Source organism: Qipengyuania sp., assembly GCF_042095715.1.
In the GTDB taxonomy this organism is placed as follows: domain Bacteria; phylum Pseudomonadota; class Alphaproteobacteria; order Sphingomonadales; family Sphingomonadaceae; genus Qipengyuania.
On the sequence record NZ_JBELMO010000097.1, the window covers coordinates 1 to 7484 of the forward strand.

Sequence of the window (7484 nt, forward strand, 5' to 3'; positions counted from 1 at the left end):
ACCGAATGTTTGTCGGTTTTATCATGATGGCTTCGGCGAGATTTTCCACGAAGGAACAGCGATGATTGACAAGTCCGTGACCAGCGCGATGGAGGCCATCGCCGATCTTCAGGACGGTGCCGCCATCATGATCAGCGGCTTCGGGGATGCCGGCGCCCCCGCCGAACTGATCCAGGCCGTGGTTGATCATGGTGCGACGAACCTGACGGTCATCAGCAACAACGCGGGCTCTGGCGAGATCGGTATCGCCGCGCTCATCAAGGCGGGACGGGTGCGCAAGGTCGTTTGCTCGTTCCCGCGGATGGCCGCCTCGCATCACTTCGAGCAACGGTATCGCTCCGGCGAGCTCGAACTGGAGCTGGTACCACAGGGGAACCTAGCGGCGCGGATACAGGCAGCGGGATCGGGCCTCGGTGCGATCTACACCCCCACCGGCTTCGGAACGCTCCTCGCGCAGGGCAAGGAAACACGCAACATCGACGGTCGCGACTACGTCCTGGAATATCCGATCCACGCGGATTTCGCGCTTATCAAGGCCGAGCGGGGCGATCGCTGGGGGAATCTCGTCTATCGGAAGGCGGCACGCAACTTCGGCCCCATCATGGCCATGGCCGCGAAATGCACCGTCGCGCAGGTCGGCCATATGGTGCCGCTCGGAGAGATCGATCCCGAAACGGTCGTGACACCCGGCATATTCGTGAAGCGCGTCGTTCAGATCGGCGCCGCCCCCGTCGTCGTCGCTGCCGCCTGAGGAGTCTGCCAGACATGCAACGAATGAGCCGTGAAGCGATTGCCCAGCGGGTGGCGCAGGACATTCCGGAAGGAGCCTATGTCAATCTTGGCATCGGGGCGCCGACGAAGGTCGCCGACTTCCTGCCTCCCGATCGCGAAATCTTCCTTCACAGCGAGAACGGCATCCTCGGCATGGGCCCCGCACCCATGGCGGGCCAGGAGGACTGGGATCTCATCAATGCGGGCAAGCAGCCCGTGACGCTGCTGACTGGCGGCTGCTTCTTCCATCACGGCGATTCGTTCACGATGATGCGGGGCGGACATATCGACATCTGCGTGCTCGGCGCCTTTCAGGTTTCGGTGCACGGCGACCTCGCAAACTGGCACACCGGAGCGGCGGACGCGGTCCCGGCGGTCGGCGGCGCCATGGACCTGGCGATCGGCGCCAAGCGCGTCTTCGTCATGATGGATCTCTTCACCAAATCGGGCGAAAGCAAGCTGGTTCAGCGCTGCACCTACCCCCTGACCGGGATCGCCTGCGTGTCCCGCATCTACTCCGATGTCGGCGTATTCGACGTGGGCCCGGGGGGCGCTTCGGTCGTCGAGCTCGTGCCAGGGTTAAGCCGCGAAGAGCTTGCCCGCCTGACCGGGGTCGCCTTCGTGCCCGAGCCAGTGGCAGCCTGAACGAACTGACGATGACCATGCACACTTGCTCGTTCACGCCCAGCGAGGAAACCCAGCTCGGCTGCTTCAAGATCGCTGTGCGCGACGACGGTGTGACGCTGGTCACCTTCTCCCGGCCGCCGGTGAATGCGGTGTCGCTGTCAGTCTACGAGGACATCGGGCGCCTGGCCGCATATGTCGAAGCCCATGATCGCGTCCGCGTGCTCGTGATCACCGCGCCGGAGGGCAGCAAGGCCTGGTGCGGCGGCGCGGACCTTCACGAGTTCAAGGGCATGACCGCGCAGCGTCGCCGTGAACGCTATGGCTTCATCAACGAGCAACTGCCGCGCTTCCACCGAATAGAGCGTCCCATGGTGGCGGCGATAAACGGCGCGACGGTTGGCGTAGGCGTCATGCTGGCGGGCATGTGCGATATGCGCATCGCCAGCGAACAGGCGCGTTTTGCCTGTCCCGAAGTGGACTATGGCCTCGTCGGCGGTAGCGCCGGGCTTTTCGCGATGCTGAAGATGCCGGAAGCGAAGGTGCGTGAGATGCTGTATACGGGACGGAGTTTCTCGGCCCGTGAACTCGAGCCGACCGGTTTCTTCAATTATGTGGTGCCTCCGGCGGCGGTCCTGCCGCTCGCCCTGGACCTCGCAAGCGTCATCGCTCGAAAGAGCATGGCGACGCTTCGTGCGCGAAAGCGTCAGTCGCTGTCGCTCGAGGGCCCGGATTGGATGCAGGCCTATCTGGAAGCCCAGGAGGCGTCCTCCTCGCTCGTGGAGGAACCGAGCAGCGAGGCGAACATCCGGCGCGCGCTAAGCGGCCGGTAGCACCTGCGGCGCCAGCGGTCCGGGCGCACGCACCGCCCAGTTTACCCACTGGGGTGACGAAGGGGCCAGAAAGCCGGATACATCTCCCCCTGATTGCAAGCCGACAAATAGTCGGAAATGGCCGGGCGCCAGCCTTGCGCCTGTCGCTGTCCTCCCGCCATCGCCACTCACCGACTCGCTGCCCCGGAACGCAGCCTGACTTTTCCGCGATGACGACGATAGCCGCTCCTGCCGGTTGATAGACATCGAATATGCCCGGACCAATCGCGGCGGACCCCCGAGCCGCAGGCGCGCGGCTTGCCGCATGGCGCGGCCTGCGGCACAAGCGGTTCGTCTGACAGGGGAGCGGAATGAACGGCGGCAAGAGGGGAAAGCCCGCTCACATATCGCTTGCCCGCGATATCGGGGTCGCCATCGTCACCGGCCATTATGCGGTGGGATCGGTGCTGCCGGGTGAGATCGAGCTGGCCGAACGGTCGGGGGTATCGCGCAGCGTGATCCGTGAATCGTTGCGGATATTGTCAGCGAAGGGCCTGGTGGAAAGCCGGCCGAAGGCGGGCACCCGTATCCGCGAGCGGCAGGCGTGGAATCTCCTCGATCCCGAACTGCTCCGCTGGATGTTCGAAGGCGCGCCGCCGGTGTCTTTCGTGCGCAGCCTGTTCCAGCTCCGCCTGATCGTGGAACCCGCCGCCGCCGAATTGGCGGCCGTGGGGCGGACCCCGGCGCAACTCGCCCGCATCGGCCATGCCCTGGAGGAAATGTCGGTCCACGGCCTCGCCAGCGAGGCGGGTCGCGCCGCCGACCAGACCTTCCATGCCGTGATCCTGGAAGCGACCGGCAACGAACTGCTGGTCAGCCTGTCGGCCAGTATCGCCGCCGCCGTCCGCTGGACGACCTATTTCAAGTACCGCGCTTCCCGGATACCGCGCGATCCGCTGCCCGAGCATCAGGCGCTGTTCAACGCGATCGCACGCGGCGATGCCGAGGCGGCGCGCGACGCGACGATGATCCTGGTCCGTCAGGCGCAGGCGGACACCGAACAGGCGATCGACCACGAGGAAGCCCGGCCGTCGACCGGCGTCAGGCAGGCGGGTTGACCGCGCCGGCCCGGCCGGTGCGCGACGCGATCAGTGATTGTCGCGCGGCAGCCCCCTGGTCTGGGCGATCCGCTGATATTTCTCCGCGCCCTCCAGGATTGCGCCGGTATTCATCTGGCCCACCACCGCGCGCTGAATCTCCTGCCAGGGGGTCTGCGCGGCGGGATAGGCGTAGCCGCCGTCCGCCTCCAGCGCCGCACGTCGCGCGGCAAGCTCCTCATCCGAAATCAATACGTCGGCCGTACCCCGCTTCAGGTCGATGCGGACGCGGTCGCCCGTCCTCAGCAACGCCAGGCCGCCCATCGCCGCCGCCTCCGGGCTGGCGTTGAGGATCGACGGGCTGCCGCTAGTCCCCGACTGGCGCCCGTCACCGATGCAGGGCAGCGCGTGAATCCCCTCGGTGATGAGATAGGCGGGCGGGCGCATGTTCACGACTTCCGCCGCGCCCGGATAGCCGATCGGACCGGCGCCGCGCATGAACATCAGCGTGTCCGGCGTGATCCCCAGCGCGGGATCGTCGATGCGGTGGTGGTAGTCCTCCGGCCCGTCGAACACGACCGCCGGCCCTTCAAAGGCGTCGGGATCGTCGGGGTTGGAGAGATAGCGATCGCGGAATTCGGGACCGATCACGCTGGTCTTCATGATCGCGGCGTCGAACAAATTGCCTGACAAGACGATGAAGCCCGCATTATCCTTCAGCGGCCGGTCGAACGGGCGAATGACCTTGTCGTCCTCGATCACGGCGTCGCGGCAATTGTCCCCCATGGTGCGGCCGTTGACGGTGAGGGCATCCTCACGGATCAGCCCCTCGCCCATCAGCTGGCTGACCACCGCCGGCACGCCGCCGGCGCGATAATAATCCTCGCCCAGATATTCGCCGGCGGGCTGAAGATTGACCAGCAGCGGCACCTTATGGCCGGTTTCCTGCCAATCCTTCCAGTCCAGTTCCACCCCCGCGTGACGCGCGATCGCCTGCAGGTGGATGGGCGCGTTGGTGGAGCCGCCGATCGCCGAGTTGACGACGATGGCGTTGAGAAAGGCGTCGCGGGTCATGATGTCACTGGGCTTCACATCCTCCGCCACCATCTCGACGATGCGCTTGCCGGTGCGCCACGACACCTCCTGACGGTCACGATAGGGCGCGGGGATCGCCGCCGATCCGGGCAGGCTCATGCCCAGTGCCTCGGCCAGCGAGTTCATCGTCGTCGCCGTGCCCATGGTGTTGCAATAGCCGGTCGACGGCGCGGAGGAGGCGACGAGGCGGATAAACTCGGCATCGTCGATCTCGCCGGCGGCGAGCAGTTGCCTTGCCTTCCAGACGATGGTGCCCGACCCGGTTCGCTCACCCTTGTGCCAGCCGTTGAGCATCGGCCCGACCGACAGCGCGATCGCCGGGATGTTGACGGTGGCCGCCGCCATCAACGCGGCGGGCGTGGTCTTGTCGCAACCGATCGTCAGCACCACGCCATCGAGCGGATAGCCGTATAGCACCTCAACCAGGCCCAGATAGGCGAGGTTGCGGTCGAGGCCCGCCGTCGGCCGCTTGCCCGTTTCCTGGATCGGATGGACCGGGAACTCGAACGCGATACCCCCCGCGTCGCGGATGCCCTCCCGCACCCGCTCGGCCAGGACGAGCAGGTGGCGGTTGCAGGGGCTGAGGTCGCTCCCCGTCTGGGCGATGCCGATGATCGGCTTGCCCGAGCGCAGCTCCTCCAGGCTGATCCCGAAGTTGAGATAGCGCTCCAGATAGAGCGCGGTCATGTCGATATTGTCCGGGTTGTCGAACCAGGCGCGGCTGCGCAGCTTCTGTGTCACGTGATCAGGCTCCAGGATCAGCGCGCGGTGGAGACGCGGTAGATCATGCGGTGGTGATAGGGCTTGCCAGGATCGACCCGCGCCGAGCCGAAGCCCGGCTGGTTGGGGGTGTCCGGAAACTTCTGGGGTTCGAGCGCCAGCCCGTCGCCCATGCGATAGACATGACCGCCCTTGCCGATCAGCGTCCCGTCGAGAAAATTGCCCGAATAGAATTGCACGCCCGGCTCGGTGGTCAACACCTCCAGCACCCGGCCGGAGGCGGGATCCTCCAGCCGCGCGGCGAGCCGCGGCTCGGCGGTCGCGCCCTTGTCGAGCACCCAATTATGGTCCCAGCCGCGCCCGATCACGATCTGTGGGTCGCGCCCGTCGCGGATCCCATCGCCCAGCAGCCGCCCGCGCGTGAAATCGAACACGGTGCCGGCCACCGCTTTCATCTCGCCCGTCGGGATCAGGGTGGCATCGACCGGGGTGAACCGGCGCGCCGGAATAGTCAGCCGCTGGGCGTAGATGCCGCCCGGCGATCCCTCGCCCGCCATGTTGAAAAGCGCGTGATTGGTCAGGTTGACGACCGTGGGCGCGTCGGTAGCGGCGTCCATGTCGATGGTCAGCGAGCCGCGATCGTCGAGCGCGTAAGCGACGGTGACATCGAGCTTTCCGGGATAGCCCTGATCGCCCGCCGGGCTGGTCAGCGCCATCACCACCCTGGCCTGCGCGCCGCTGGACACAGAGACGATCCGCCACACCCGCTTGTCGAAGCCCTCGGTACCGCCGTGGAGCGTATTGGTCTTGTCGTTGAGCGGCGCCTGATAGCTGCGTCCGTCGAGGGAGAAGCGGCCGCCGCGAATGCGATTGGCATAGCGGCCGATCGTCTGCCCCCAATAGTTCGGTGCTCGCACGTAACTGGCCGCATCGTCATAGCCGAGCGTCACGTCCACCACCTTGCCGTCGCGGCCGGGCACTTCGAACGTCTGCAGCGTCGCGCCCAAGGTCATGATGCGCGCGACCACGCCATTGCCCCCCGTGAGGGTGACCCGCTCGACGCGCGTGCCATCGGGCAGCGTGCCGAACGCCGAGCGCTCTGCCGTCGCGCCAAGCGCCGGGGCGGCCAGGAAAGGCAGTATCGCCACCGCACAACGAAAGATCACGCGAACCGGCTGTTCCAAGATGTTCCTCCCCACACGCACGCGCCATCCGGCCCGCGTCAATTCCGCATTGACCACCGATGGCGCCGAATATAGTCAGACATAAATAAACGAGGCAAGGCATCCATGGCCTGAAACGGCCGATAATCGAAGCCCAGGAGGGGGAAATAGCATGGCGGGTCCGATCGGATCGACGGGAGTGGGGGCGTCGCCGGGTGGCGGAACAGGCGCGGGCGCGTCCTACCGTTCCGCGCTGATGCTGCTTGCCAGCCTGTTCTTCATGTGGGGCTTCATCACCGTCATCAACAACACGCTGCTGCCGCACCTGCGCAGCGTGTTCGACCTGAACTACACCCAGACCACCCTGATAGAGAGCGTGTGGTTCATCGCCTATTTCTTCGCCTCGATCCCGTCCGCCAAGCTGATCGAGCGGATCGGCTATCAGAAATCGCTGGTGGTCGGCCTGCTCGTCATGGCGGCAGGCGCGCTGGGCATGGTGCTCGCGGCCAGCCTGCCGTCTTATGGCGTCACGCTGCTGATGCTGTTCGTGATCGCCAGCGGCATCACGCTGCTTCAGGTCGCGGCCAACCCCTATGTCGCGTCGATCGGCCCGCCCGAAACATCCTCCTCGCGGCTCAACCTCGTTCAGGCGATGAATTCGGCAGGCACCATGCTGGCGCCGCTGTTTGGTGCCTATTTGATCCTTGGCCGGTCGCGCGGCGGCACCGCGGCGGCGGGGACCGTGCTGACGCAGGCCGAGCGGCTGGCGGACGCGCAGTCGGTGATCCTGCCCTATGTGCTGGTCGCGATCGTGCTGGTGGTGCTCGCGATGGTGATCGCGCGCTTCCCGCTGCCGGCGATGGGCGGGGCCACCAGCCGGGTCGCGAAGGAGGAACGGCGCCAGCACTCGCTGTGGAAGCATCGCAACCTGGTGTTCGGCATCCCGGCGATCTTCATCTACCTGATCGCGGAGATCGGGGTCGCCAACCTGTTCGTGAATTTCGTGTCGCAACCCGACATCGCCAACGTCACCGCCGAGCAGGCGGGGCGCTATCTCACCTTCCTGTGGGGTGGCATGATGGTTGGCCGTTTCGTCGGATCGGCGGTGATGCAGAAGATCCCCGCCGAAACCGTGCTCGCCGCTTTTTCCGTGGGCGCGTTCGTGGTCATGCTGGTCACTGTCTTCGTCACCGGCCCGATTG

Annotated in this window: 7 protein-coding genes; 5 read left to right on the forward strand and 2 right to left on the reverse strand. The window is 66.0% G+C overall.

Going from position 1 to position 7484, the window contains the following annotated elements:
- The first annotated feature begins 61 nt into the window (after positions 1-61).
- The 4 genes from ACFDTG_RS15305 (at position 62) to ACFDTG_RS15320 (ending at position 3325) form a co-directional block, all read left to right on the forward strand.
- Positions 62-751, forward strand: coding sequence for a 3-oxoacid CoA-transferase subunit A (locus ACFDTG_RS15305; RefSeq protein ID WP_375291839.1), 690 nt, complete (start codon positions 62-64; stop codon positions 749-751).
- Positions 752-765: 14 nt separating this feature from the next.
- A complete protein-coding gene (locus tag ACFDTG_RS15310; protein WP_375250940.1) occupies positions 766-1416 on the forward strand; it encodes a 3-oxoacid CoA-transferase subunit B in 651 nt (216 codons plus the stop codon).
- Positions 1417-1427: 11 nt separating this feature from the next.
- Entirely contained in the window at positions 1428-2228 is an 801-nt protein-coding gene (locus ACFDTG_RS15315) for an enoyl-CoA hydratase/isomerase family protein (protein ID WP_375250939.1), read from the forward strand.
- A gap of 350 nt (positions 2229-2578) precedes the next feature.
- Positions 2579-3325 carry a FadR/GntR family transcriptional regulator gene (locus ACFDTG_RS15320; protein ID WP_375250938.1) on the forward strand — a complete coding sequence of 249 codons (747 nt, stop codon included), beginning with the start codon at positions 2579-2581 and terminating at the stop codon, positions 3323-3325.
- A 30-nt stretch (positions 3326-3355) separates the two neighbouring features.
- On the opposite strand, the gene ACFDTG_RS15325 is transcribed toward ACFDTG_RS15320, so the two are convergent.
- Entirely contained in the window at positions 3356-5140 is a 1785-nt protein-coding gene (locus ACFDTG_RS15325; RefSeq protein ID WP_375250937.1) for an IlvD/Edd family dehydratase, read from the reverse strand.
- Between the two features lie 17 nt (positions 5141-5157).
- Positions 5158-6267, reverse strand: coding sequence for an aldose epimerase family protein (locus ACFDTG_RS15330; protein ID WP_375250936.1), 1110 nt, complete (start codon positions 6265-6267; stop codon positions 5158-5160).
- A gap of 187 nt (positions 6268-6454) precedes the next feature.
- Between ACFDTG_RS15330 and ACFDTG_RS15335 the strand changes: the two genes are divergently transcribed.
- On the forward strand, positions 6455-7484 hold a 1030-nt coding region (locus ACFDTG_RS15335), incomplete at its 3' end, for an MFS transporter (protein WP_375291840.1).